The organism is Fulvivirga lutea, assembly GCF_017068455.1.
Lineage (GTDB): Bacteria > Bacteroidota > Bacteroidia > Cytophagales > Cyclobacteriaceae > Fulvivirga > Fulvivirga lutea.
In genome coordinates this window covers 756,256-780,203 of sequence record NZ_CP070608.1, presented here as the reverse complement: position 1 = coordinate 780,203, position 23,948 = coordinate 756,256, and the positions used below count along the sequence as shown (strand labels likewise).

Below are 23,948 nucleotides of genomic sequence, written 5' to 3'. Positions count from 1 at the left end.
ACGGCAAATCTCAAAGCTTCTCTTTAAGAAATTTGGCCGTGTAATTATCAGTTAACTTAACCATTTCTTCAGGTGTTCCTTCAAACGTAACACTTCCTCCATTTTCACCGCCTTCAGGCCCTAAATCTATAACCCAATCTGCCGATTTAATAACTTCCATATTATGCTCTATCACTACCACAGAATTTCCCTGATCTACCAAGGCATTCATAGATGTTAAAAGCTTTGAAATGTCATGAAAATGCAGTCCTGTTGTTGGCTCATCAAAAATGAAAAGGATGTGTTCTTTCTTATCTCTTGTATGTTTTCCCAGAAAAAAGGCCAGTTTCACCCGTTGCGCTTCACCGCCACTTAGGCTATTTGATGACTGCCCCAAGCCGATGTAGCCTAATCCCACATCGAACAGTGGCTGAAGCTTATTCGTGATGGTTGTTTTATCCTCAAAAAACTCTAAGCTTTCTTCAACGGTTAATTCTAGAACATCAGCAATATTTTTCCCTTGATATTCAACGTCCAAAACCTCCTGCTTAAACCGTTTCCCCTTGCAGCTTTCGCATGTCAAATAAATATCAGCCATAAACTGCATTTCTATTTTCACTACTCCTTCACCCTGGCATGTTTCACATCGTCCGCCATCTACATTAAATGAGAAGTGCGCAGGCTTATAGCCTCTCTGCTTGGACAATGGTAAATCTGCGAATAGCTGACGAATAGCATCATAGGCTTTCACATAAGTAACCGGGTTAGATCTTGATGACTTACCTATTGGGTTTTGATCTACAAACTCTATTTGGGTAATCTTTTCATAGTCACCTGCCAGTTTATCAAACTTGCCTGTTGACTCAGAAACTGTTCCTAATATTTTACCTACAGAAGGATATAGTATTTTCTTTATAAGTGTTGATTTACCAGAGCCACTTACACCAGTAACAGCAGTGAATATTCCCAATGGAAAGCTCACATTTATATTCTTTAGATTGTTTTCAGTTGCTCCGCTTATTTTAATGGCATCTTCTTTCCATTTTCTTCTGGATGTTGGCACTTCAATTCTATCCTTACCGGTCAAAAAATCTGAAGTATAGCCAGTGCCTGTATCAAGTTCTTGCAAATTACCCTGAAAAATCAACTCTCCGCCATGTACTCCCGCATCTGGTCCTATATCAATTATCTGATCTGCTGATCGCATAACATCCTCCTCATGCTCAACAACAATAACTGTGTTACCTAAATCTCTTAATGTCTTAAGCACGCTAACAAGTCTTTCTGTATCTCTTGGATGTAAACCAATACTTGGTTCGTCCAGAATATACATTGAACCTACTAACGCACTACCCAAAGAGGTTGCCAACTTAATTCGCTGAAATTCCCCTCCAGAAAGGGTAGATGTCATTCGATTTAAAGTGAGATAGCCAAGCCCTACTTTCTGTATAAACTCCAGTCTGTGCCTGATTTCCTTAAGAAGTCGTTTAGATACTTTGAAACTGTGTTCATCCAACTCTAAGTTTTCAAAAAATATGGCCGATTTGTCGATTGGCATTAACACCAAGTCTGTTATTGACTTGCCATCAATTTTTACATAGCTGGCGTCTTTGCGCAACCGGGTGCCACGGCAATCGGGGCAAACTGTTCTACCCCTGTATCTGGAAAGAAGAACTCTATATTGAATCTTATGGGTTTTACTTTCAAGATGTTTAAAAAAGGCATTGAGTCCTTTAAAATACTCATTACCTTGCCATAATAATTCTTTTTCTGCCTCAGTAAGCTCATGGTAAGAACGGTGAATTGGGAAGTCAAATCGAATACCGTCTTTCAGCAATGGAGTTAACCATTTTTTCATGGTTTCACTGCGCCATGGTGCTATGGCTCCTTCATAAACCGAAAGGCTTTTGTCAGGAATAACCAAATCTCGATCGATCCCTAAAACATTGCCAAATCCTTCACACGTTCTACAAGCACCATACGGATTATTAAAACTGAAAAAGTTTACTGATGGCTCCTCAAATTTAATTCCATCTTCTTCAAACCTATCGGAAAAGCTACGAACTTCCTTACCAACAATATGTACGATACAATCACCAATTCCTTCAAAAAACGCAGTTTGAACTGAGTCTGATAGTCGAAATGTCGTGTCTTCATCATCAGGATTCACAACAGCCCTGTCAATAAGTATTTCAACCTGATCAGTCTTTTTTATCTTTTCTTTGGATTCGATAAAGTCCTCAATGAAAACCGCTTCTTCATTAATAAGAATTCTAGTGTACCCTTTACTTAATAGTATTTGTAATTCCTTTTCAGCAGAACGATCATTATGCGGCTTTAAGGGACAGGCAACCATTACTTTCGTACCCTCAGCGTGGGAATTAATGTAGTTAACCACATCAGAAACTGAGTCTTTCGAAACCTCTTTCCCACTTACTGGAGAATAAGTCTTTCCAATTCTCGCAAATAAAAGCTTCAGATAATCGAATATTTCAGTAGTGGTACCTACAGTAGACCTTGGGTTTCTGGTATTCACTTTTTGTTCAATAGCAATTGCAGGAGATACGCCTTTGATGTAATCCACCTCCGGTTTTTCCATCCTTCCGAGAAATTGCCTGGCATAAGAGCTTAGACTTTCTACATACATCCTTTGCCCTTCTGCAAAAAGTGTGTCGAATGCTAATGAAGATTTACCAGAACCTGATAAGCCTGTAATTACTACCAGCTTATTTCTGGGGATAGCAAGGCTAATATTTTTTAAATTATTTACCCTCGCACCCTTAACAATGATGAATTCTTTTGGGTCGAGGGCTTCTAAATTTTTAGGTAGGGTTGCTGTATTTGCCATAGAATTTGGCAAAGATACAAGACAATTATCCGTTTTGCTACGATGGTTTAATCATCGTCAAAATCCTCGTCATAAGACTGGTTGCTCATGTTGTCATCATCGTCTCCCATATCGTTCTCCTCCTCGTCAATATCATATTCTCCATCACTGTTTTTAGTTACAGCAATCTTCACAAGATACATGGTATCGGAGGTTTCTAGAGGAACTACAAAAAATGGTTCGTTTTTTGCATTCTGTAACCTCATTAGGTGGCCTTCAAAGCCATCCGGATAATGTTTTTTGAGCAATGCCTTTAGATCAGAATCTAAATTTTCAAGGCTTTTTATAACTCGTTTCTTTTCCATGAAATCAAATAATAGAAAGTAGTTTAAATGTATTTAAGGGTTTTGTTTAATTAAATTTTCAGCGCCAATGTATAAAATAAAGCGACTATTACACGCAATATATTCGAATAAGTTTTAATGAAGTGAATAATTTTTTAAATCAAAAATAATTTCAAAATGTTTTGCATGTTCGATTTATATTTTTTTACATTTGAGACCTTGTGTTAATATTTTTTTCAATTAAACCCCTGGGAGCAACAATATGATATAGACCTCTACGTTAACTAAATTGTAAACCTTAATGGAGAAATATAAGATCAGTGATAGTCAGTTGGTATCACTTTACAAGAACGGTAGCGAAGAGGCTTTCGAAGAGTTGCTCAAAAGGCACAAGTCCCGAGTTTTTACTACCATTTTTTTAATTGTAAAGGATAAATATGTAGCAGAAGATCTGTTACAGGAGGTATTTATCAAAGCTATTCGCACGATCAAAGGGGGTCGGTATAATGAAGAAGGTAAATTTTTGCCGTGGATATTGAGAATTGCTCATAATCTGGCAATTGATAACTTTAGAAAAGATAAGCGCTATCCCACAATTGTGATGGAAGATGGTAGCCCGGTGTTTAATACAATGGAGTTTGCTGAGGGGTCGTTCGAATCTGCCCAAATTAGAAAGGAAACCCATGTTAAGTTAAGGGAGTTGATTAATGAACTACCTGAAGCTCAAAAAGAAGTGTTAGTGATGCGTCATTACATGGATATGAGTTTTCAGGATATTGCAGAGTCAACAGGGGTAAGTATAAACACGGCATTAGGCAGAATGAGATACGCGCTGATTAATCTCAGGAAAAAAATGAAACAATATAATATTGCCTATGATCAGAACTTTTACCCAAGATGATTTAATCAGGTACGCATATCACGAAACAACAGAAGAAGAGAATAGTGAGATAGAAAAAGCATTGCTTTGTGATTCTGAGCTTGAAGCTAGATTCAAAGAAATTAGCGTTGTTAAGCAACGTTTAGATACAGTTCTTGAGTCTCCTTCAAGCAAAGCAACCAATAATATTCTCAATTATTCAAAATCTCTAAATTTGCTTTCCAACAAATAGGAAATGCAAAGAAAAGAGCGCTACGAACATTTAATAGAATATTTTAACGAGCACCAACCTGAGGCTGAAACGGAGTTGCACTACAACAATCCGTACGAGCTTTTAGTGGCAGTGATTCTTAGTGCCCAATGCACAGATAAAAGAATAAATGCCATTACGCCTGCACTTTTCGAAAAATTTCCAACCGCTGAGCATTTAGCTGCCAGTCATTTCGATGAGGTTTTTCCACTCATTAAATCAGTATCCTATCCTAACAACAAATCGAAGCATTTAATTGGCATGGCCAAAATGCTTACAGAAGAATTTGATTCTACGGTGCCTTCAGATATTAAAGACTTGCAGAAGCTGCCCGGTGTTGGTAGAAAAACTGCCAATGTAATTGCTTCCGTTATTTACGATCAGCCTGCCATGGCAGTAGATACACATGTATTTAGAGTTTCTAAAAGGCTTGGCCTTGTAAATCAGAATGCAAAAACTCCTTTGGAGGTAGAAAAACAATTAGTTAAACATATTCCAAAAGAATTTATACCTAAAGCACATCATTGGTTAATTCTACACGGAAGGTATACTTGCCTGGCCAGAAAACCAAAGTGTATGGATTGCAAAATCAGCCAGTATTGTAAGTATTTCGAGAAGAATTTTGGGACTAAGGCATGAAAATTTGCCTAATTCATCAATACTTTAAGACGCCTGAAACAGGTGGTGCTATACGCTCTTATTACATTGCCAATTATTTAAAGAGTAAAGGACATACCGTTACGGTAATTACTGCAAGAAATAATCGGGCTTACTCTGTTGATAAATCTTTAGGTTATGATGTTCATTACCTGCCGGTATATTATGAAAACCATTTGAGCTTTTTAAGTAGAATACATGCATTTTTCATTTTTGTGTGGAAAGCGAATCGGTTAATTAAAAAGCTCCAGCCATTCGATTTAAACTATGTAATTACTACTCCACTTACCACTGGCTTTATTGCCACCAGAGCACTTAAAAGGTTTGGCACTCCATATATTTTTGAGGTGGGGGATTTATGGCCAGAAGCACCGATACAATTAGGTGTAATTAATAATCCATTACTTAAATGGATCACGCGAAACTGGGAAATGTCTTTTTATTCGAAGGCGAAATCTATTGTAGCGTTGTCACCAGACATTAAAGATTACATTCAATCTAAATGCCCCAATTGTACTATCGAAGTGATTACAAATTTTGCAGACATTGATTTATTTAAAAATGCCGAAGTAAATGAGTCATTATCTCACCTTGAAAACAAATTTGTTATTTCTTACCTGGGTACAGTTGGGTTGGCGAACCAACTCGAATACCTGATCAGCTTTGCTGAAAAACTTACGAGTGAGAATGTTCACATTGTGGTAGCTGGTGGCGGTGCACAATTCAATAAAATTAAGATAATAGCTATAAATAAAGGACTGAAAAACATCACCTTCTTAGACCAAACTGATAAGAAAGGAGTGGCTTCTATTCTATCAATAACTGATGCTATTTACATTTCCTTTAAAAATGTGCCCGTACTTGGCACCGGTAGCCCAAACAAATTTTTTGACGGCTTGGCCAGCGGTAAAATGATTGTCATCAACTTTCAGGGTTGGCTAAAATCTTTGGTAGAAAAGCACGATGTGGGTGTTTACTATCATCCTGAAAAACCAGAAGAGTTGGTAGAAAAACTGACGCCCTATTTTGAGCAGTCGAGACTGATAAAAGTGAAAGAAAATTCTCTAGCACTAGCAGAAAAGTTTACTCCAAAAAATCAACTTTCTAGACTAGATACTATTTTAAAATTTTAAATAGGCATATCCCTTAAGCTGACAGGTTGTAACAGTTGTGAGCATTGAAGTTGCTATTTCAACATTTTCATTTACTTCATCAACACTAATTTTTCTCGAAATCAATGATTGCCCACACACAGTAAGTAATACCCCAGCATCTTTCAACGCCTTAATTAGTTGATTGTTTGGATTATTTACTCCGTATTTCTTTTTGTAAATAGAATCTTTCGCAATTGCATAGGTCGCTCCACCATGTATTGCCAAAACCACATTTATCTTCTTTGGGTCAGCGCCAGAAACAACATGTAAATTGAGAAGCCTGGCTACATTATTCAATGACCAATTAAATTCTTCTGGGTTTTCATTTTCGGTCACAATATCAATTACAATCTTATAATCAATATTGGGATCCGCTTTAACCGCTGCCTCTGGTATATCATATATTCCTCCATAAGGAGAAATTATTGGGTTTTGTCTTTCTTGGGCTAGTAGTTCAGAGCTTATTAAAAAGAGTAGGAGGGTTAGATATTTCATTTTGGATTAGGATTTTCAACTCAATTTAATAAATGTGATTAAATAAATATAGTTGCCTTAATCAATAACTACTCCTGATATATTTATGGACATTAAAAAAGCCCCTCGATTGATTCGAGAGGCTCTTTTTAACTCGCTTTTAAAAGTTTATCTTGTTTTAATTTTAGTGTCCTGACTTCCTTTTTCTCTAAATCGAACCAGGCACATTCCACTACATAGGAGCTCTTGTCTTTAATGTACTTTAACACTTCCATCACTTTTCCGTCTCGCACATTTCTCACCCGCTCACCTTTCTTAAAGAGTCTTTTCATAGGCTTTACTTATCAAAATTAATTCAAAGATCTTGTCGTCTTTAAGTATACGAATTTTTTTATTATGAGTATGAAAATTCTTTAAAATTTTACACTCTCATTACTTTACATACCTAATCCGTAATAGAAAGTTTCAGAGTTCTTATCGTAAATTCCTTCGATCAAAATTCCACCTTCTTTGCTACTTAATATAGATACTACCTCGTCTTTAGAAGAAACCGAATTACCATCAATTTTTGTGATTATAAAGCCTTCTCGCATATCCGTAAAACGGCTCACTTTTCCAGCTCTAATAGACTTTACTTTCACTCCTGCGTCTATATCGAGCTCCTTTAACTCTTTATTCGATAAATCTTCAAGATCAATGCCTAGTGAAAGAAGTAATTCACTTTTCTCCTCACGCACAATCTTGGTATTCCCTTCTCTATTTTTTAGAACCACATCAAAGTTCATCTCTTTACCTGCACGATTAACCTTCAAATTCACTTTATCGCCTGGTCGCTTACTTCCTACATAACCAATTAGGTTTGAAGTAGTTACAATTTCTCTTCCATCCACGGCAACTATTACGTCACCTTCTTTGATACCTGCTTTTTTAGCTCCACTTTCTTCTGCAAAACCGGCTACAAAAGCACCTACGTTTACATCCAAATCGTTTTGTTTAGCAAGAGCACTATTTACATTTTGGATAGTTATACCTAACCAACCTCTTTGTACTGCTCCATAGGTAATTAAATCTTCCACTACTTTGCTTACGATATTCGATGGCACCGCAAAAGAGTAACCAGAATATGCCCTCGTTGGACTGGCAATAGCTGTGTTAATACCCACTAAGTCGCCATTTAAATTCACTAACGCCCCTCCGCTATTTCCAGGATTAACAGCTGCATCAGTCTGTATGAATGATTCTATCGAAGTGCTGTCACCGATAATACCTATGTTTCTACCTTTTGCACTTATAATCCCTGCAGTAACTGTACTATTTAAATTAAATGGATTACCTACAGCAAGAACCCATTCACCTACTTTAGCTTCATCTGAGTTTGTAAGCGCCAGAAATGGCAAGCTTTCATCATCAATTTTAATGAGCGCTAAATCTGTGGTAGGATCTGTTCCAATTACAGTTGCCTTGAAACTCTTATTATTATGCAGTGTCACTTCTAAATCATCCGCATTATCAATTACATGATTATTGGTAACAATATAACCCTCTTTGCTAATAATCACTCCTGAACCTGAACCTACTCTAGGACCTTGTCTGTAACCACGATCATCTCTAAAGAATGGTCCGAAAAAATCTCTGAATTGTTCTGGTATTTGATTATACTCGTTTCCTCTAGCACTTTGTCTCGCGTTTTGAGTTGATCTGATGTGAACTACGGCATCCATTACCTTTTCTGCAGCATCAGTAAAATTTGCTGGTACTTCAACTACCTTTGTATCAGTATTGTATTTTGCTTGTATAGCTGGCGTGCTGTTTACATGCTCTATTTGAACAGCATCATTCGGATTCATAATTTGATATGAACCCACCGTAATAGCACTACCCATAATTGCCGCTAAAACCAGCGACCCAAAATTCTTACTATTCATAATTTGACCTTTTTTGTTGTACATAATGAACGTCTTTCAAAAAGCACGCCATTTAAATCTGAAATACGCCCAATAATAGCGGGCGTTAACTTTTTTAACATTTTTTAATAAAAATGCCGATAGCAGAATGCCATCGGCATACATTGTTAATTTAACCTTAAGAAATACTTATCAATCTGGAAGCCTTTTGTTTAGCCTCTTCCTTTTTAGGAATTTGAATCATTAAAAGGCCGTTGTCATATTTGGCTTTTATTTTATCACTTTCTACCGTTTGAGGCAGTGTAAATGATCTTTTGAATGATTGATAGTAAAATTCTCTTTTCGAATAATTTACATCCTTATTCTCGTTAGAATCTTCTTTCTCATAAGAGATGGTCAGTAACTGATTATCAAGCTCTATTTTAAAATCTTTCTTATTCATGCCTGGAGCTACCATTTCAACTAAGTAGTTATCCGCATTTTCTGCAATGTTAACTGCAGGCATTGTGTTAGTTGTATTTTGATCGTTACTCATAAACCAGTCTCTTCCGAAGAAATCATCAAAGAATGTCGGAAATAAATCATTTGATCTTCTAATAAGTGTCATAATTCCTCCTTTTTAATGGTTTTAATTAATTCACTTTATCGGCTTCAAATGAAATGCCACTCAAATTTTGGGCTCAAAAAAGGCCAACTTGTCATAAGTTGGCCTGTAAATACGTAAAATTCGGACAGATTGTCTTATTTATTCACCAATTCTCCATTACTATATTCATACTCAATAGTAACATTACCTTCTTGGTCATACCATTTAGAAACGCCATCTCGAACACCGTTGGCATAATTGCCTTCCTCCATTATCGCGCCTGTATCATAAAACATTTTAGAAATTCCTTCCAATTTTCCATTTACATAGTTTTTTTCCTCTTTCACTCGCGCTCTATTATATTTTATCCATTCACCATGAAGCTGGCCACTATGATAGTTTGCTGCAATAGTTAACTGACCGCGATCATCAATTTCTGTGTAGCTACCTTGTTTTATGCCAGCAACATAACCTGTAACAGATTTGACCAGCCCGTTCGGGTGAAATTCCGTCCATGTACCAGTACGTTCACCAAGAAGATAATCACCTGTATTTACAATTCCATCAGGATCAGTATAAGTAACTTTTACCAAGTCTGGGTTGCTTTCATACGGTTCTTTGGTAGCATTTGCAGGTAATTCAGCAAGACCCATGGCAGAGACATCGCTCATTTCTTGGGGTTGATTACAAGCAATAAAATAAAAAGCAAATACAACTAAACTTAATCTCTTCATAACTCTAGCAATTAATTTTGTCTAAAATTTTGTTCGCCTGCAAAACTAATGATTTTGTATTATTCCATTTTTTAGGAATTCGTGACTTTTCTACATTCTAACGTCTGAATTATATATTTTTAATCGTCAAACTATAGAGCATGTCAAATTCAGGCGTACGTTTATTAGTATCTCTTAAAAATTATTTAAAAGAGTTATTTAATCTCAGTGAAGGGAAGGAACGTGATGAAATTACCATTCAGGAGATAAAGAAGGGAGTTGAATTTAAAGGCACCAACCTCTGGATTTTAATCTTCGCTATATTCATTGCATCGATTGGCCTCAACGTGAACTCAGCAGCCGTTGTTATAGGCGCCATGCTTATTTCCCCCTTAATGGGCCCAATCATGGGTGTTGGCATGGGCGCAGCAATTAACGATTTTGAGTTGATTAAAAAGGCTTTTAAAAACCTTGGGGTTGCGGTACTAATAAGTGTGCTTACATCAGCACTTTACTTTTTCATTACGCCATTGCATGAGGCACAGTCAGAATTACTGGCTAGAACTCAACCGACTTTGTGGGATGTGTTAATTGCTCTGTTCGGTGGACTTTCAGGTATTGTGGCCGGCTCAAGGAGAGAAAAATCGAATGCCATACCGGGTGTGGCTATAGCAACGGCACTTATGCCGCCATTGTGTACCGCAGGTTACGGACTAGCCAATGGCAACTGGTACTACTTTGCCGGAGCATTTTATCTTTTCTTTATTAATAGTGTATTCATAAGCGTTTCAACATTTGTGATAGTGCGTTTCTTAAAGTACCCTAGAAAACACTATGAAAGCGAGGTAACTGAAAGACGTGTTAAAACGCTCATCTGGATATTCGTTTTTATTACTGCGGTACCGAGTATTTATTTGGCTTACAACTTGGTGAGAAAAACCATCTTTGAGCAGAATGCCAGAAATTTTGTGAATACTGAATTTCATTTTGATGATACTCAGGTAATTAGCGAAAACTTCTCTTTTGATAATAATAAGGCAACTATAGATGTTACGCTTTATGGAAGGCCACTTTCTGAAGAAGAGATTGCCGATATAGAAAAAGATTTAGCTCATTTTAACCTGGCTGGTGCAGAGCTCAAAATAAGGCAGGGCTACAAAGAAGAAACCGATGCTGTGGAAAAAGCAGAATTTGAAAAAATGAGCGAAGCCCTTAAAGTTGATTTATTGAAGGATATCTATGAAAAGAATGAAGAGATCATTAAATCAAAGGATGACAAAATTATTATTCTTGAAAATCAAATTCGTAAGTTTCAATCGAAAGTCTACCCAGTGGCTGATATTAAAGCAGAACTAGAAATTCAATACCCCACATTAGAGAATATTTCTATGGGTGACATGATTAACAACGACCAGGATACTCTTTGTTATGCCGTTCTGGATTTTAAAAAAATACCGTATCGAAGTGACCAGAAAAAAATAAGGGACTGGCTAAATGTTAGAACAAAGGCCGATAGCCTTATTGTAGTGATTCAATAGCTCAATGATATTTAAGGAGTACACACCCCATTCTTCCCTAAAAAAATATGTAGCAAATTTTTGGGTAGTTATTGGTGATGGCCAAGATTCATTCGAGCAGAAAGTTGTGCCTGATGGCTACCCTGAGTTGATCTTTCATTTTGGTGATAACTATGAAATAAAACTGTTTGAAAAGTGGGAATTGCAAGATAAATGGCTTTTTTCAGGGCAGATAAGTAATCATTTCTATTTACGAAATCAGGGTGTAATTAATATGCTGGGCATTAAGCTTCAGCCATGGACACCCAAGCTACTCTTCGGATTAAATATGAGTGATTTTACCGACCGTGTTGTACCTGCTTCTGAAGTTAACTCCATCCAATTAAATGCTTTAAAAGATGTAATACAGGCTCTTTCAACAAGCCATTTTGATCATAAAAAGCTGGAACAATTCTTCATGCAGCTAACTACTAATTTCAAAGAAGATGGGCTATTTATTAACTCCGTTCAGAAAATTATAGATTCAAGAGGTCAGATTAAAATTGAAGAGCTCATTGAACAATCGGCTATGAGTAGAAGAAGCTTAGAGCGAAAATTCATCGATGTGATTGGTCTTCCTCCTAAGTACTTTGCTCGAATTATTCGTTTTAATAATATTTTTAAGCTGATGCAAGAAGGTGACTCTTCTTGGTGTCAGGTAGCCGTTAATTCAGGGTATTATGATCAAGCCCATTTTATTAAAGAATTTAGAAAATTTACAGGAGAGAAGCCTTCCTCTTATGGATTTGATGATAATACCTTAGCGAATTTCTTTTTGAAACGAAATTGACGCATTTATACAATCTTAGGTGATAGCTGCAATTCATATTTGTAATAAAAAGATTATGAAACTAATACTTGTTATTGCGCTGATATTTATGGCGTTTGGCTGTCAGGCTCAAAAAGAATTTAGCTGGCTCGAAGGCCAGTGGGTGAATCAAAAAAACGGTTCAATCGAAGAGTGGGTGCTAGAACCAGCTGAATTAAGAGGGAAGGTTTATAGTGTTCAAAACGGTGATACCACTGTATTGGAAAAGTTGGCCATCAAAAAAATAAAGGATGATTGGTTTTATGTGGCAGATGTATCTCACAACTCCGAACCAACCCATTTTAAAATGACCCTCATTGAACCCGGCCATTTTATTTGCCAAAACCCAGAGCATGATTTTCCAAAGCAAATTGAATACATACTAAAGAATGAATCATTGTCCGTGATCATCTCTGATGGTGAGAAAAAGATTCCTTTTGAGTTTAAAAGAAAAAAATAGGGCTTGAAATCAAGCCCTATTTTTTAGTCAATCTAGCCTAAACTCTATTGGCAAAATAGTTTTTACCTTAACTGGTACTCCCCGTTGTTTTCCCGGGTTCCACTTTGGAGCTTTTTCCAACAACCTCAATACCTCTTCATCACAGCCAGCTCCAATCCCTTTTAGAATTTGTATATCTATCAAATTACCCTTTTCATCTACTACAAACTGAGCGCTTATTTTACCGGAAATTCCCATTCTTCTTGCCAAAGCAGGGTATTTTAAATGTTTGCTTATAAACTGATAAAATGCTTCATACCCTCCTTTGGGTTTAGGCATTTCTTCCACCCAATCAAAAGGAACCTCAGGCAAATCATCTTCAGGTATATCTTCTAAATACCGAGGTTCACCTAACAAATCAGTAGGACTTTCATCCTTTTTTGGCTCTAATAAAGGCTCAAAATCTTTAGGATCTGGAGGTGCAGCCTTAACCCTAGTGGGATCTGGCATCTTCAATTTAGGTTTTGGAGGTTCTGGTATTTTATGTTCTGTAATAGGAGGTAAATAAATGTCAACTTTATCTACCTCCAATTCAGGTACGTGCACAATTTTCTCTTCCACCTCATATTCAAAGGCGGCAACACAGAGCGTCAGGGCTATTAACAAGCCCATGTTGAAGAAAAGGCCTTGCTTGTTACGCAGTTCCTTTTCAGGGTTTTTACGTTTTTCCATAGTTATAGGTGTTTAATAATTCATCATTAAAAACACCCGGCCGGGACAATGCCTGAGCTTGTTTCTCAGGCTCTTTATTTTGTTCTTCGATTTTGCTTAACGCGTAATAAGCAAAAACACTCAATGCGGTGAAGAACAGTAACAAGAAAATAAATTTTATCAATCTCTTTAATCTGCTGGATTTATGACGCTCCATCAGACTCGCATAGTCTTTATACCCTTCAATTCTTCTTGAAGTCATGCGTTGTCGTCTCAATCTGATATCATGTCTGCCCATCAGTCGTTATACTTAATTTTAAAACGCTCTTTTAGCTTATCAATGGCTCGGTATAGCCTCATCTTAGCTCCACTTTCACCAATATTCAAGATATAACTTATTTCTTTAAAGTTCTTTTCTTCAAAAAACCGTAATTCCAATACCTCCACAGCCTCAGTTGGCAACTCCTTTAACACTTCCATCAATTCAGCCAATTTTTCTTCATCAAAAGCTGCTTCCTCCTCTGGCTGAATAAACTCAAATAGTTGTTCTTGCTCCAGACTAAATACTTTTTTGCGCTTTTGTTTATTATAATATTTATTCACTTCATTATGAGCTATACGGTATAGCCAGGCAGAAAATGGCACGCCTCTATACTCATACCTTTTCAAACTTTGCATGGCTTTCAAAAATGTCTGAGATGTTAAATCATCAGAAATTGCCTCATCATCGGTTCTTCGTAGAATGAAGTTAAATATCCGTTCAAAGTATCGATTATAAACCTCGCCAAAGGCCTCAGCATCTCTTTTAGCTCGGGCAATCAAATCTTGCTCATTCGCTAATTCCTGCTCAGACATGTAATTGGCATCGCTCACAGTTCCTAAGGTGATGGTCTTATCCATATAATCCTCCACATTCAAAAGGTCACAATTAATTTACATTTTTATATTCCCATTTCCGATCATCAAATATGTTATTGGCAGCTAAATGATTTGTAGTATTTTTAAATCCATCAATTCAATAATCAAAAAATGAAGAAAATTTATCTCTTACTATTCCTATTCCTAGGATGCGCAGCTTACTCAAATTCCATAAACAAGGCCAATAAAAACTCGGATGGTATCTCTTCCAAAACGGAGGGAATGAAGAAGTATGAAGGCTTTTTTAACTACTATTATGATTCAAGAACGGATAAAGTATTTCTTGAAATTGATAAGCTGGATCAGGAGTTTTTATATGTGCAATCTTTGGCAGCCGGCATTGGTTCGAATGATATTGGGTTAGATCGTAACCAGATGGGTAGAGAGCGAGTGGTAAAATTCATTCGTAGGGGGCCTAAAATTTTAATGCTACAACCCAACTATAGCTACTTAGCCAAAAGTGAAAATGAAGACGAACGTAAGTCTGTGGAAGATGCATTTGCCCAATCTGTGTTGTGGGGCTTTAAGGTAGAAGCTGAAGATAAAAACAAAGTGTTAATTGACCTATCCGATTTTCTACTGGATGACGCGCACAATGTTTCTGGGAGATTGAAATCTAATGGCGAGGGCAGTTATTCAGTAAACAGCTCTATGTCCGCCATGTATTTAGAGCGCACTAAAAATTTCCCAAAAAACTCTGAATTTGAGGTTACGCTAACTTTTACAGGTAAAGCAACAGGTAAACATTTGCCTACCGTTGCCCCCACTAATTCTAATATTACTGTAAGGCAGCATCATTCTTTTGTTGAACTACCAGATGATGGTTTTGAAACAAGGAAATTTGACCCTAGATCTGGTTTCTGGGAGCTCTCCTATTTTGATTATGCTACTCCAATAAGTGAAGATATTCACCAGAGATTGATTACTCGTCACCGTTTGAAAAAGAAAAACCCTGAGGCTGAAGTAAGCGAGGCAGTTGAACCTATTATATATTATATGGATAGAGGTACACCAGAACCTGTTAGATCTGCATTAATGGAAGGAGCAGCATGGTGGAATCAGGCTTTTGAAGCAGCCGGTTACAAAGACGCCTTTCAGGTAAAGTTGCTACCGAAAGATGCAGACCCAATGGATGTGCGTTACAACATGATCAACTGGGTGCATCGTTCAACAAGAGGTTGGTCGTATGGTGGCGGAGTTACAGATCCAAGGACTGGAGAAATTATTAAGGGCCATGTTTTACTTGGTTCATTACGCGTTAGGCAAGATTATTTAATTGCTGAAGGCTTACTTGCACCTTATTTGGAAGGCCAGCCTGTTTCTGATGAAATGGAGAAAATGGCTTTGGCACGATTAAGACAGCTTGCGGCTCATGAAGTAGGTCATACATTAGGCATTTCACATAGCTATACTTCAAGTACGGAAGGCCGAGCATCCGTGATGGATTATCCACATCCATTAATCAAAATAAAGGATGGAAAGATCGACTTATCCGAGGCTTATGATGATGGAATAGGGGCATGGGATAAAGTTTCTATCGCCTATGGTTATCAGGATTTTCCGAAAGGTGCTGATGTAGATGCCGAATTAGAAAAAATTATTCAGCAGTCATTTAAAGATGGATTGACATTTCTCACTGATCAGGATGCGCGACCACACGGAAGTGCTCACCCTTTTGCTCACCTTTGGGACAATGGGAAATCACTAGAAGAAGAGCTTTTACACCTATTAAATGTTAGAAAAATCGCTATTTCAAACTTTGGAGAAAACAACATTAAAATGGGTGAGCCCTTTGCTAGCCTGGAAGAAGTGTTGGTTCCGATTTATTACTTACATAGATACCAGGTTGAGGCTGCGGTTAAACTTATTGGCGGCTTAAACTATCGATATGCCATGAGAGGCGATGGTCAATTCACTACTGAATTCGTTCCCGCTGAAAAGCAAAAAGCAGCATTGGATGCATTGTTGAAATCAACAAGCTCGGAAGTACTCACACTGCCTGAATCAATAATTAAAATGATACCTCCACGACCAAATGGTTATTACAGAAGCAGAGAGTTGGTGGACTTAAGAACTGAATTGACTTTCGACCCTATAGCTGCCGCAGAAACTTCAGCTTCTATGACATTTAACTTGATTTTTAATACAGCAAGGGCGCAAAGGTTAGTGGAATATCATTCACGAGATAAATCACAACCATCATTAGAATTCGTGCTTAATGAAGTAATTTCTAAAACCTGGAAAACAAAAAATACCAATGCGCTTGATGGCGAGGTAAGCCGTGCGGTTGAGCAGGTATTATTAACTAAGTTATTTGAATTGCATGCGCATAAAAGCGCAAGTGAACAGGTTAAGGCAATCGTTGGACAAGCATTGTTCGAACTTAATAAGTATTTGACGGCTAATGCAGATACTCAATCATTTGAGCAAAAGGCACATTTTTACAGAGGGTCTACACGAATTAAGCAATTCTGGGAAGACCCTAAAAAGTATGAAACTGAAGGTGAATTAACTCCTCCGGATGGTTCTCCAATAGGTATGGATATGATGTGCAGATAAAATTAATTCGTAACACATACAACCTTTAGTTGTGTTTGACGGTCTTTAGAACCTAACCAGTTAAAAAGGTCATGTTCAAACACAACTTACTTCTCACATTACGTTCGTTTAAACGCTTCAAAAGCTCATTTTTAATTAACCTGATAGGCCTAACCGCAGGGTTAGTTTGTACACTCCTCATCTACCTTTGGGTGATCGATGAGCTGCAAATGGATCAGTTTCATGCCAAGAATGAACGTTTATTTCGCGTTATGGAGCATCAGCAATATGCTGATCATGTGATGACAACCTGGTCCACCCCGGGGTTACTGGCAGAAACGCTAAAGGAGGAAATACCTGAAATTGAGCATGCTGCAACTACAACCTGGATAACCAGCAATACTCTTTCTATTGGCGAACATAGTGTGAAGGCTGATGGCTTTTATGTTGGCCCAGAGTTTTTTAACCTTTTTTCCTATGGCCTAAAACATGGTGATGCCGATCAGGTACTTATGGACAAAAAGAACATCGTAATTTCTGAGTCGTTGGCTGAACAATTATTTGAGACTGCTGAGAATGTTGTTGGTAGAGTAGTAGAATTCGAACATGAAGAAGAGTTTGTAGTTTCAGGTGTTTATGAGGGAACTCCAAGGCATAGCTCCTATCAGTTCGATTTTGTACTATCCTTTGAAAAGTTTAAAGATGATAATAATTGGGTAACGCAATGGGGCAATAATGGGCCAAGTACTTTTGTTACACTAGTGGAGGGTGCTAATGCTGAGGATGTTTCACAAAAAATTGCCGGTTTTGTAAAGGAAAGAAATGAAAGCTCAAATGTTACTCTCTTCTTGCACCAATACTCAGACCTCTATTTAAATGGGCGTTATAAAAATGCACAGCCCGATGGCGGGAGAATAGAATATGTAAGGCTATTCTCACTTGTTGCCGTTTTCATTTTGGTTATCGCCTGCATCAATTTTATGAATTTATCAACAGCCCGGGCTTCGCGCAGAATGAAGGAAGTAGGTATAAAAAAAGCAGTTGGGGCAAAAAAAGGTGGACTTGTAATGCAATATTTATCAGAGTCTATTTTAATTACCTTTTTCTCTCTGGCCTTATCTATCTTTCTAATATGGCTATTACTTCCTCAATTCAATGAAATTACAGGCAAGCAGATTGTATTAGAATTTGATGCGAAACTGTTAGCATCACTATTTGCAGTTTTATTTTTTACTGGGGTTTTGGCAGGCAGCTATCCTGCACTTTATCTGAGTGGATTTAATACAGTTCGTATTCTAAAAGGTGAACTGAAAGGTTCCTTGGGTGAGTTGTGGGCACGTAAAGGACTGGTTGTCTTTCAATTTACATTATCTGTGATCTTAATTGTTTCTGTAATAGTTATCTACAAGCAAATTCAATTTGTTCAGAATAAAAGCCTTGGTTACAATAACGACAACATCATTTACTTTGGAATTGAAGGAAAAGTGGCCGACAATAAAGAAACCTTTATTAGTGAATTGAAAAAAGTACCCGGTGTGGTGAATGCATCGCCCATAGGCCATAGTATGATCGGCAGACAGAATAATACAAGTGGCCTTGATTGGGAAGGAAAAAATCCTGACGACTTGATTCTATTTGAGAATATGAGAGTTGGCTATGATTTTATTGAAACTATGCAGATGGAAATGTTAGAAGGAAGGTCTTTTTCTAAAGATTTTGGAGCAGATAGTACGAAAATCATTTTTAACGAGAAGGCAATTGAAATTATGGGTTTTGAGAATCCGATAGGTCAAACAATAAAATTATGGGGAGATAACACCATGGAGATTATTGGAGTGGTTAAAGATTTTCATTACCAATCGTTACATAGCGAAGTAGAACCTGCCTTTTTTATGTTAAATCCTGAAAACACATGGAACATTATGGCCAGAATTGAGTCTGGAAAAGAAAGTGAAACACTTGAAGCTATTAATGACTTTTATGCGGCATATAATCCTGGTTTTACATTTGATTACCAGTTTTTGGATGAACGATTTCAAAGGCAATATGCCGCAGAACAAAGAGTGGCAACCTTATCACAGTATTTTGCTGTGTTGGCCATTTTGATCTCTTGCTTGGGGTTGTTTGGTTTAGCTGCCTTTACTGCCGAACGCAGAATCAAAGAAATTGGAATTCGAAAGGCATTGGGTTCCAGTGCTACAAACATTATTCTGTTACTCTCAGGCGATTTTACAAAGCTCGTTTTACTAGCGATTGCTATAGCATTACCAATCAGTTATTACCTAATAGGAATGTGGCTAGAGCGTTTTGCTTTTAGAATAGAACTAAGCTACTGGCTATTTATACTTGCCGCGTTCGTTTCTATCATTATCGCATGGATTGCTGTGGGTTCTCAAGCTGTTAAAGCGGCTAATGTTAATCCAGCCAAATGTTTAAGGAGTGAGTAGCCTTTTGCTATTTATCAATTATGTATGAAAGCTCATAAATCGAACGAAGTTTAACTATTGTTGTATCTGACCCAGGTCTTTCTTGAAACCCTGCCTCAGCATTTAGATCATATGTAACAGTTCTGTTTATGGTATCCATTAGAATATCAAGATAACCCATTTTACCCAATGAGGCACTTATAAAGTATGGTGTTTGAACAATTCCTCCAAGACCAAAGCGACACTTCGGTTCAAAGTAGCTAGGGTCATCTATACAATTCCCATTTAGCTCAGAATTTTCTAAAGTAAAATAGTATCGTCCGTTTAAGATTGCATTTTCAGTAGCTCCGTTATGCAGCCAATTATGAATTTGAAGCTCGAATGCTTCACCATTTTCGTTGTTTGCATTTATAAATAATACATTGCCATCAGTAATTGTACTGTTTCTAAGTCCTGCAATTACATTGTCTACATATATAATTTCCTTATCGTCAACTGAAACAGTCAATCCTGATTCTTCTTGAATTATTACTTCTTCATCGTCACTAGAGCAATTTGTTAAAGACAATGCTAATGTTATTAATAAAATTTGTTTCATGATCAATTATTAAATGAGCTCAATTAACACAGTTACGGTTTTCAAAATTTGTCGACAATAATACGTTAATTTTTAATCGTACTTTTGCTTCATGGAAAATCAGGCATTTGAAGAGGAAAATGACGACCTCTTTGAACATCATCGTATTGTAGCAGATCCCGGACAAGCACCATTGAGAATAGATAAATTCTTAATGGATCGCATCGCCAATTCAACGCGCAGCAAAATACAATCAGGTATTGCAGATGGTTTTGTAGAGGTGAATGGAGAAAAAGTAAAATCTAATTACAAGGTAAAGCCTGCCGATGTAATTACGGTTTCAATGCCTGAGCCGCCACGCGATACGGATGTTGTGCCGGAAAATATACCACTTAATATTGTTTACGAAGATGAGCACTTACTAGTAGTGAATAAGGAAGCGGGAATGGTTGTACATCCAGCTTATCAAAACTGGTCGGGCACATTGGTAAATGCTTTAACGTATCATTTTCAAAACCTTCCTGAAATGCAAGGCAATGAAGGTCGCCCCGGCTTGGTACATCGAATAGACAAAGATACTTCTGGGCTTTTGGTAATAGCTAAAACCGAAACAGCTATGAACGGTCTTGCCAAACAGTTTTTTGATCACAGTATTGAAAGAACTTATTATGCTTTAGTGTGGGGGGTTCCTAAAGAAGAAAAAGGCACCATTGATATAAATCTGGGCAGAAGTTTAAAAGACAGGCGAGTAACAGTTGCTTATGAAGATCCGGAAATTGGTAGGCATGCCATTACACATTATGAAATACTCAAAGATTTGAGATATGTATCTCTCATAAAATGCAATTTAGAAACGGGTAGAACTCACCAGATAAGAGCTCACATGAAGCATTTAGGGCATCCTTTATTTAATGATGCCACTTACGGTGGTGATAAATTGTTGAAGGGAACACAGTTTTCAAAATATAAAAGCTTTGTGGATAACTGTTTTAAAATTATTCCCAGACAAGCACTGCACGCTAAATCATTAGGTTTTATTCACCCTGTTACTAAAAAAACCATGCAATTCGATAGTGAATTACCTCAGGATTTTACCGAAGTAATCGAAAAGTGGGAGCATTATGTGCAATACAACTAAGCTCTTCGTAAGGATGCCTCAGCAGCATGCTTTTGTAATGCTTTTTGTATTTGACGCATCGCCTTTTCTTTGAGCTTCTGCCGTGTTGCATTTTTGAAGCTATCAAAGAACAGGTTATTAATGAATCGAATAACCTTATCGGCATTTTTATCATCCATTTCTTGGAGCGAATGAATGATTGCTTGTTTTTTTGTCTGGTCTTTCATTGAGGTAGTGGTTAATTCCTAATGTAAGTTAGAAACATCAACTTCACATATCAACCCCTGAAAATCAGTAGTTTAACTACGTAAAAATACGTGATAAACAAACTGCTAAACTGCCCTTGGGGCAGAACCGAGCGCGTCTTGAATTTCCTTGAGACCTTTTCTTTTGAATTCCAAATAATCCCGGTCTTGATCAGGTGAGTAAATCAAATCCCGAATAAAACCAATGACTTTTTCCATTTCAGCCTCGTTCATCGAATTAATCGACTGAACAATAGCCTGTTTTTTTGTAGTGGTTTCCATATTATTAGGTTGTAGTGGTTACACTAATAAAACGAAATTGACGCATTAAAGTTCGAATGTTAAGTAAGGGTAACGATTTGTTGATTTTGAAGTTACCTTAGGTATCGGCTCCTGGTTTAATTTAAACACAGGATAACACTACAACTTTTACTAAGATTTTGTATGGATCAATTAACCTCTTGCCAAAACGGGTTTATTAGTTTTTATCGCAAGATGGTAAGGCAGCCGATTATCGGCTTTAGGAATATTATTGCCCAACGCCCTATTAACAGCATAGACCAACGAATTATCTAAATAAGGGCGCATCAAAAATGCTTTGGCATTCAAACTACGAGCCTGGCAAGCAAATTGATAATTCAAGTTGTCGTTAAGAATAATGATTGGAATATTTTTTGTGCAGCAGTCATTTCTGAGCATTTGACTTAACGAAACGCCATCGAGAATTGGTAAATTAATGTCTGTTATGATTAAATCTGGGCAATCGTACTTTGATGCAGCCAAACCTTCCAAACCATCAGCAGCATAAAGTAATTCAAAATTGTAGTTCGATAGGATTTTATGAATTCCTTGTCTTGTTTTCTCGTTCTGATGAATGACTAATACTCGCTGCTTTTCCATAATTAATTTCAGTTAGGAAAAGCAAGATATTTAACTAAGCAATTGTCTTGAGGTAAATTGGAAAAGGGATGTAATTCAAATAAAAGCGTTAGTGCCTGATTGTCAATTGGTTAAATGAAATCAGCCAAAAAATGATTAGGTGTTTTTACCTAACATTTTGAAGAAAAACCCCTAATGATAAATTATTTAATTAGACCTATTTGAAAAGCATATTTGACCATGCCTACGGTATTTCGGGCACCTATTTTTTCCATTATTCGGGCCCGGTGGTTTTGAATGGTTTTCTCACTTAATGATAGTTTATCACCGATCTCTTTCATAGTGAGTTCCTTACAAATCATATGTAGCACTTCTTTTTCTCTGTCAGTTAGTGATGAGTTTCCTTCAAATGCCGGTCTGCTCATTTTTTTACCATGCTCCATTACACCTTTTCTAAGGGCTTCCACTACCAACTCGTTTTGATAGAAGTCTTTTGCAATAACAGATTCCAGAGCTAATTTTACTTCTTCAGGCTCAGCATTCTTTTGAAGAAACGCATGGGCACCTGACTCCATCAAATAAAGAATATGCTGATAATCATTATGCATAGAAAGGATGACAATTTTAACAGTTGGATATTTAGCAATGATTTTCTCCGTTGCCTCCACACCATCCATCACAGGCATATCCAAGTCCATTAGTATGGCATCAGGCGGTTGTTGTTTTACTAGTTCCAACATCTCTTTACCGTTGGATGCCTCCTTAACTTCTTTAACCGATCGGAATGATTTAACAAGCCTTGCCATACCCTTCCTGAATAAGGTTTGATCATCGGCAATATATATGGTCCACTTAGACATAAATTATTAACGAATATACACCGCTAAGCCTCTTGAACACAATAAAAACGGCTAAAACAACCTAAGTTGTTGTCAACTAAGTCCCGTGCCCTCCTAATTGCCTCATTGTGTTTTGATTATGGATATTATTAATTAATAGAAACTATTTATAGGTGTTTCATAAATTAGAGGTATGACGCTCATACAATTTGAATACATTATTGCGGTGGATAATCATAGGCATTTCGGCAAAGCAGCCGAAGCATGTTTTGTGACGCAGCCAACACTTAGTATGCAAATACAAAAGTTAGAAGATCAGCTGGGGGTGTTAATTTTTGATAGAAGCAAACAACCCGTGATGCCCACAGATATTGGCAAACGAATTATTGCACAGGCCAGAACTGTCATTAGTGACGCTAAAAGGGTTTCTGAAATAGTTTCTGATGAAAAAGGAGATGTTGCCGGTGAATTAACTATCGGTATCATACCCACTTTGGGACCGTACCTCTTGCCTTTGTTCATCAATAACTTTATTAAAAAATACTCAAATGTAAAATTGAAGGTGTATGAGTTAGTGACTGAAGAAGTAATTAAGCGACTGAAGAACGAAACTCTTGATTTGGGTATTATCGTAACCCCTTATAACGATCCGGGATTAGTGGAAAAGCCACTTTTTTATGAAGAATTTTATGGCTATGTTTCTCACAGAAGTGCCCTATATGATAAAAAGGAGCTACACGTTGATGATATTTCAGATGACGATATTTGGCTTTTAAATGAAGGTCATTGTTTTAGGGAGCAAGTATTGAATCTTTGCCATACTTATAAAGATCGTGATAGCCAATTTAAATACGAAAGTGGTTCTCTGGAGGCGTTAAAAAAGATTGTAGATAAACATGGCGGTATGACTTTGCTACCTCAATTGGCTACATTGGATTTAACATCTAATGAAAAAAATTCTCTACGACCTTTTATTGACCCTAAACCAGTAAGGGAAGTAAGCATTGTAATGCATCGTAGTTATCTGAAAAGAAAGCTTGTAGAAACATTGCATAAAGAAATTCTGGACTCTATACCAGATTATGTTAACGTGAAAAAGAATGGCAACGTAATTAAGTGGAAATAAA

General features: G+C 37.1%; 26 protein-coding genes. 11 read left to right on the top strand and 15 right to left on the bottom strand.

Annotation, left to right across the window (positions count from 1 at the left end; genetic code table 11):
* Positions 1-10 precede the first annotated feature (10 nt).
* Positions 11-2,827, bottom strand: coding sequence for an excinuclease ABC subunit UvrA (uvrA, locus tag JR347_RS03715; protein ID WP_205722706.1), 2,817 nt, complete (start codon positions 2,825-2,827; stop codon positions 11-13).
* 47 nt (positions 2,828-2,874) lie between these two features.
* On the bottom strand, positions 2,875-3,171 hold the full coding sequence (locus JR347_RS03710) for a hypothetical protein (protein WP_205722705.1): 297 nt from the start codon (positions 3,169-3,171) through the stop codon (positions 2,875-2,877).
* 280 nt (positions 3,172-3,451) lie between these two features.
* Here JR347_RS03710 and JR347_RS03705 point away from each other — a divergent pair, with 280 nt between their 5' ends.
* Genes JR347_RS03705 through JR347_RS03690 form a run of 4 tightly spaced genes read left to right on the top strand, consistent with a single transcriptional unit; the run spans position 3,452 to position 6,070 of the window.
* Positions 3,452-4,051: an RNA polymerase sigma factor gene (locus JR347_RS03705; protein WP_205722704.1), complete on the top strand. Its 600-nt coding sequence runs from the start codon at positions 3,452-3,454 to the stop codon at positions 4,049-4,051.
* Positions 4,026-4,262 carry a hypothetical protein gene (locus tag JR347_RS03700; protein WP_205722703.1) on the top strand — a complete coding sequence of 79 codons (237 nt, stop codon included), beginning with the start codon at positions 4,026-4,028 and terminating at the stop codon, positions 4,260-4,262. The genes JR347_RS03705 and JR347_RS03700 overlap by 26 nt, the downstream gene beginning before the upstream one ends.
* Positions 4,263-4,265: 3 nt before the next feature.
* Positions 4,266-4,919 carry an endonuclease III gene (nth, locus tag JR347_RS03695; RefSeq protein ID WP_205722702.1) on the top strand — a complete coding sequence of 218 codons (654 nt, stop codon included), beginning with the start codon at positions 4,266-4,268 and terminating at the stop codon, positions 4,917-4,919.
* Positions 4,916-6,070, top strand: a complete 1,155-nt coding sequence (locus tag JR347_RS03690; protein ID WP_205722701.1) for a glycosyltransferase family 4 protein — start codon at positions 4,916-4,918, stop codon at positions 6,068-6,070. The genes nth and JR347_RS03690 overlap by 4 nt, the downstream gene beginning before the upstream one ends.
* Here JR347_RS03690 and JR347_RS03685 read toward each other — a convergent pair.
* From JR347_RS03685 to JR347_RS03665, 5 genes are all read right to left on the bottom strand, one after another.
* Positions 6,059-6,586: a DsrE family protein gene (locus tag JR347_RS03685; protein ID WP_205722700.1), complete on the bottom strand. Its 528-nt coding sequence runs from the start codon at positions 6,584-6,586 to the stop codon at positions 6,059-6,061. The genes JR347_RS03690 and JR347_RS03685 overlap by 12 nt on opposite strands.
* A gap of 128 nt (positions 6,587-6,714) precedes the next feature.
* Entirely contained in the window at positions 6,715-6,897 is a 183-nt protein-coding gene (locus JR347_RS03680; protein ID WP_205722699.1) for a hypothetical protein, read from the bottom strand.
* Positions 6,898-7,002: 105 nt separating this feature from the next.
* Positions 7,003-8,490, bottom strand: coding sequence for a Do family serine endopeptidase (locus tag JR347_RS03675; protein WP_205722698.1), 1,488 nt, complete (start codon positions 8,488-8,490; stop codon positions 7,003-7,005).
* Positions 8,491-8,647: 157 nt separating this feature from the next.
* Positions 8,648-9,076, bottom strand: coding sequence for an Hsp20/alpha crystallin family protein (locus JR347_RS03670; protein ID WP_205722697.1), 429 nt, complete (start codon positions 9,074-9,076; stop codon positions 8,648-8,650).
* A 134-nt stretch (positions 9,077-9,210) separates the two neighbouring features.
* Positions 9,211-9,789: a toxin-antitoxin system YwqK family antitoxin gene (locus JR347_RS03665; RefSeq protein WP_205723833.1), complete on the bottom strand. Its 579-nt coding sequence runs from the start codon at positions 9,787-9,789 to the stop codon at positions 9,211-9,213.
* A 140-nt stretch (positions 9,790-9,929) separates the two neighbouring features.
* Between JR347_RS03665 and JR347_RS03660 the strand changes: the two genes are divergently transcribed.
* The 3 genes from JR347_RS03660 to JR347_RS03650 are packed head-to-tail and all read left to right on the top strand — an operon-like array spanning position 9,930 to position 12,592.
* A complete protein-coding gene (locus JR347_RS03660) occupies positions 9,930-11,306 on the top strand; it encodes a TIGR00341 family protein (protein ID WP_205722696.1) in 1,377 nt (458 codons plus the stop codon).
* A gap of 4 nt (positions 11,307-11,310) precedes the next feature.
* Entirely contained in the window at positions 11,311-12,114 is an 804-nt protein-coding gene (locus tag JR347_RS03655; RefSeq protein WP_205722695.1) for a helix-turn-helix domain-containing protein, read from the top strand.
* Positions 12,115-12,169: 55 nt separating this feature from the next.
* Positions 12,170-12,592 (top strand): DUF6265 family protein, encoded by a 423-nt coding sequence (locus JR347_RS03650; protein ID WP_205722694.1) that lies wholly within the window; start codon positions 12,170-12,172, stop codon positions 12,590-12,592.
* Between the two features lie 27 nt (positions 12,593-12,619).
* On the opposite strand, the gene JR347_RS03645 is transcribed toward JR347_RS03650, so the two are convergent.
* From JR347_RS03645 to JR347_RS03635, 3 genes are read right to left on the bottom strand one after another with little or no spacing between them, the layout of a single operon-like run.
* Positions 12,620-13,303: an energy transducer TonB gene (locus JR347_RS03645; protein WP_205722693.1), complete on the bottom strand. Its 684-nt coding sequence runs from the start codon at positions 13,301-13,303 to the stop codon at positions 12,620-12,622.
* The gene (locus JR347_RS03640) at positions 13,290-13,580 is read right to left on the bottom strand and encodes a hypothetical protein (RefSeq protein ID WP_205722692.1); all 291 of its coding nucleotides are present in this window, start codon (positions 13,578-13,580) and stop codon (positions 13,290-13,292) included. Before JR347_RS03640 ends, JR347_RS03645 begins: the two co-directional genes overlap by 14 nt.
* Positions 13,580-14,182 (bottom strand): RNA polymerase sigma factor, encoded by a 603-nt coding sequence (locus tag JR347_RS03635; RefSeq protein ID WP_205722691.1) that lies wholly within the window; start codon positions 14,180-14,182, stop codon positions 13,580-13,582. Before JR347_RS03635 ends, JR347_RS03640 begins: the two co-directional genes overlap by 1 nt.
* 129 nt (positions 14,183-14,311) lie before the next feature.
* Between JR347_RS03635 and JR347_RS03630 the strand changes: the two genes are divergently transcribed.
* Together JR347_RS03630 and JR347_RS03625 are read left to right on the top strand one after the other, a co-directional pair.
* A complete protein-coding gene (locus tag JR347_RS03630; protein WP_205722690.1) occupies positions 14,312-16,759 on the top strand; it encodes a zinc-dependent metalloprotease in 2,448 nt (815 codons plus the stop codon).
* Between the two features lie 71 nt (positions 16,760-16,830).
* Positions 16,831-19,185, top strand: coding sequence for an ABC transporter permease (locus tag JR347_RS03625; RefSeq protein ID WP_205722689.1), 2,355 nt, complete (start codon positions 16,831-16,833; stop codon positions 19,183-19,185).
* A 7-nt stretch (positions 19,186-19,192) separates the two neighbouring features.
* On the opposite strand, the gene JR347_RS03620 is transcribed toward JR347_RS03625, so the two are convergent.
* Positions 19,193-19,762: a hypothetical protein gene (locus JR347_RS03620; protein WP_205722688.1), complete on the bottom strand. Its 570-nt coding sequence runs from the start codon at positions 19,760-19,762 to the stop codon at positions 19,193-19,195.
* Between the two features lie 91 nt (positions 19,763-19,853).
* Here JR347_RS03620 and JR347_RS03615 point away from each other — a divergent pair, with 91 nt between their 5' ends.
* A complete protein-coding gene (locus JR347_RS03615; RefSeq protein WP_205722687.1) occupies positions 19,854-20,879 on the top strand; it encodes an RluA family pseudouridine synthase in 1,026 nt (341 codons plus the stop codon).
* Here JR347_RS03615 and JR347_RS03610 read toward each other — a convergent pair.
* The 4 genes from JR347_RS03610 to JR347_RS03595 all read right to left on the bottom strand — a co-directional run bounded on the left by JR347_RS03610 (position 20,876) and on the right by JR347_RS03595 (position 22,842).
* Positions 20,876-21,085: a hypothetical protein gene (locus JR347_RS03610; protein ID WP_205722686.1), complete on the bottom strand. Its 210-nt coding sequence runs from the start codon at positions 21,083-21,085 to the stop codon at positions 20,876-20,878. The genes JR347_RS03615 and JR347_RS03610 overlap by 4 nt on opposite strands.
* A gap of 105 nt (positions 21,086-21,190) precedes the next feature.
* Entirely contained in the window at positions 21,191-21,385 is a 195-nt protein-coding gene (locus JR347_RS03605; RefSeq protein ID WP_205722685.1) for a hypothetical protein, read from the bottom strand.
* A 171-nt stretch (positions 21,386-21,556) separates the two neighbouring features.
* Entirely contained in the window at positions 21,557-22,003 is a 447-nt protein-coding gene (locus JR347_RS03600; RefSeq protein ID WP_205722684.1) for a response regulator, read from the bottom strand.
* 182 nt (positions 22,004-22,185) lie between these two features.
* Positions 22,186-22,842, bottom strand: a complete 657-nt coding sequence (locus JR347_RS03595; RefSeq protein ID WP_205722683.1) for a response regulator transcription factor — start codon at positions 22,840-22,842, stop codon at positions 22,186-22,188.
* A gap of 172 nt (positions 22,843-23,014) precedes the next feature.
* Between JR347_RS03595 and JR347_RS03590 the strand changes: the two genes are divergently transcribed.
* Complete coding sequence (locus JR347_RS03590) at positions 23,015-23,947, top strand: hydrogen peroxide-inducible genes activator (RefSeq protein ID WP_205722682.1); 933 nt, start codon at positions 23,015-23,017, stop codon at positions 23,945-23,947.
* Position 23,948: the final 1 nt, after the last annotated feature.

Coding starts and splice junctions, on each gene's coding strand:
- JR347_RS03655 (WP_205722695.1), top strand. CDS start 11,311: ATGATATTTAAGGAGTACACACCCCATTCTTCCCTAAAAAAATATGTA.
- JR347_RS03600 (WP_205722684.1), bottom strand. CDS start 22,003: ATGGAAAAGCAGCGAGTATTAGTCATTCATCAGAACGAGAAAACAAGA.
- JR347_RS03640 (WP_205722692.1), bottom strand. CDS start 13,580: ATGGGCAGACATGATATCAGATTGAGACGACAACGCATGACTTCAAGA.
- JR347_RS03635 (WP_205722691.1), bottom strand. CDS start 14,182: ATGGATAAGACCATCACCTTAGGAACTGTGAGCGATGCCAATTACATG.
- JR347_RS03690 (WP_205722701.1), top strand. CDS start 4,916: ATGAAAATTTGCCTAATTCATCAATACTTTAAGACGCCTGAAACAGGT.
- JR347_RS03620 (WP_205722688.1), bottom strand. CDS start 19,762: ATGAAACAAATTTTATTAATAACATTAGCATTGTCTTTAACAAATTGC.
- JR347_RS03625 (WP_205722689.1), top strand. CDS start 16,831: ATGTTCAAACACAACTTACTTCTCACATTACGTTCGTTTAAACGCTTC.
- uvrA (WP_205722706.1), bottom strand. CDS start 2,827: ATGGCAAATACAGCAACCCTACCTAAAAATTTAGAAGCCCTCGACCCA.
- JR347_RS03610 (WP_205722686.1), bottom strand. CDS start 21,085: ATGAAAGACCAGACAAAAAAACAAGCAATCATTCATTCGCTCCAAGAA.
- JR347_RS03605 (WP_205722685.1), bottom strand. CDS start 21,385: ATGGAAACCACTACAAAAAAACAGGCTATTGTTCAGTCGATTAATTCG.
- JR347_RS03670 (WP_205722697.1), bottom strand. CDS start 9,076: ATGACACTTATTAGAAGATCAAATGATTTATTTCCGACATTCTTTGAT.
- JR347_RS03675 (WP_205722698.1), bottom strand. CDS start 8,490: ATGAATAGTAAGAATTTTGGGTCGCTGGTTTTAGCGGCAATTATGGGT.
- JR347_RS03615 (WP_205722687.1), top strand. CDS start 19,854: ATGGAAAATCAGGCATTTGAAGAGGAAAATGACGACCTCTTTGAACAT.
- JR347_RS03710 (WP_205722705.1), bottom strand. CDS start 3,171: ATGGAAAAGAAACGAGTTATAAAAAGCCTTGAAAATTTAGATTCTGAT.
- JR347_RS03645 (WP_205722693.1), bottom strand. CDS start 13,303: ATGGAAAAACGTAAAAACCCTGAAAAGGAACTGCGTAACAAGCAAGGC.
- nth (WP_205722702.1), top strand. CDS start 4,266: ATGCAAAGAAAAGAGCGCTACGAACATTTAATAGAATATTTTAACGAG.
- JR347_RS03630 (WP_205722690.1), top strand. CDS start 14,312: ATGAAGAAAATTTATCTCTTACTATTCCTATTCCTAGGATGCGCAGCT.
- JR347_RS03660 (WP_205722696.1), top strand. CDS start 9,930: ATGTCAAATTCAGGCGTACGTTTATTAGTATCTCTTAAAAATTATTTA.
- JR347_RS03700 (WP_205722703.1), top strand. CDS start 4,026: ATGATCAGAACTTTTACCCAAGATGATTTAATCAGGTACGCATATCAC.
- JR347_RS03685 (WP_205722700.1), bottom strand. CDS start 6,586: ATGAAATATCTAACCCTCCTACTCTTTTTAATAAGCTCTGAACTACTA.
- JR347_RS03665 (WP_205723833.1), bottom strand. CDS start 9,789: ATGAAGAGATTAAGTTTAGTTGTATTTGCTTTTTATTTTATTGCTTGT.
- JR347_RS03680 (WP_205722699.1), bottom strand. CDS start 6,897: ATGAAAAGACTCTTTAAGAAAGGTGAGCGGGTGAGAAATGTGCGAGAC.
- JR347_RS03590 (WP_205722682.1), top strand. CDS start 23,015: ATGACGCTCATACAATTTGAATACATTATTGCGGTGGATAATCATAGG.
- JR347_RS03705 (WP_205722704.1), top strand. CDS start 3,452: ATGGAGAAATATAAGATCAGTGATAGTCAGTTGGTATCACTTTACAAG.
- JR347_RS03595 (WP_205722683.1), bottom strand. CDS start 22,842: ATGTCTAAGTGGACCATATATATTGCCGATGATCAAACCTTATTCAGG.
- JR347_RS03650 (WP_205722694.1), top strand. CDS start 12,170: ATGAAACTAATACTTGTTATTGCGCTGATATTTATGGCGTTTGGCTGT.